Annotated in this window: 1 protein-coding gene; it reads left to right on the top strand. The window is 35.8% G+C overall.

Annotated features, from left to right (window positions below):
- Positions 1–338 precede the first annotated feature (338 nt).
- Positions 339–1,116, top strand: a 778-nt coding sequence (locus tag O0J15_RS21290; protein ID WP_308306318.1) for a class I SAM-dependent methyltransferase, incomplete at its 3' end; no start/stop codon positions are given.

Below are 1,116 nucleotides of genomic sequence, written 5' to 3'. Positions count from 1 at the left end.
GGAAAATAATAGCACCAGTCATGGCCAGTATGACGATGATAAATAGGACTCTTAAGAATTTGTTAATGGGAGCTCCTAAACTCTTTTTTAATGTTCCCGACTAGTCTAACATAAATGAGAGGATTTAAAAAAATGACGAACAAATCTATATCTCAAAATATATTCTAAAAACCTCACTTATTATTGAACGTGTTAATAATTAATGAGAAAAGTCAGGATATTTTTGAGATTAAATTAATCCAGATTTGTAACTGCCTAAACCAAATTTTTCTTTGAACTTCAATTCTTTCTGTAGTATACTATTACAAGTAATTTTATGAATAGAAAAAGAGGTCACCATGTTATACAAAATCATACAAAAATACTGGGATAAACGTTATCATGGATATTCTCAAAAAAATAAAAAAGAACTTGAAAGTCTTCAACTAGAAAAATGGAAGTATGAACTGATACGTTGTCTACCAAAGGATAGCACAACTAGTATTTTAGACATCGGCACAGGACCCGGATTTTTTCCGATTTTGTTAACACAAATTGGTTATACTAATGTTACTGCAATCGACGTTTCAGAAAATATGCTACAGATTGCACAAGAGAATCTCCTTCAATATAGAAAAAATTCAAGCACAGTTCGCTATCTACAAATGAATGCCCAAGAGTTGGACTTTGAGCCAGAATCTTTTGACGTCATTATAATGCGGAATGTTACATGGAATTTGGAAAATCCTGAAAAGGCTTATGAGGCCTGGTTACGCACTCTCAAACCAGGTGGACAACTTCTTATTTATGATGCCAACTGGTACTCTTATCTCAATGATCCTGCTATTCGTTCACAATTTGAGAATAATCTAAAGATCGTTTCCAGCGAACAATTAGAAGATTACTGGCATGGTGAAGGGGTCGATGAGGCCTTGATTGAGGAGATTGCCCGCCAATTACCACTAACCAAACGCCTTCGTCCCGCATGGGATCTAGAGTTTTTGAATCAATTTGAAGAGGTCGAAGCTACGGTTGACACCGAATTTGGACCAAAAATTTGGAGCCGAGAAGAAGAACTCAATTACGCAGCCACACCGATGTTTGCCCTTTATATAATCATAACCACCCGTCTAACGG

This window comes from Stenotrophomonas sp. Sm10 (assembly GCF_030985515.1).
Lineage (GTDB): Bacteria > Pseudomonadota > Gammaproteobacteria > Xanthomonadales > Xanthomonadaceae > Stenotrophomonas > Stenotrophomonas hibiscicola.
The sequence above is the reverse complement of the archived record's forward strand: the minus strand, read 5'-3'. Positions and strand labels throughout refer to the sequence as shown.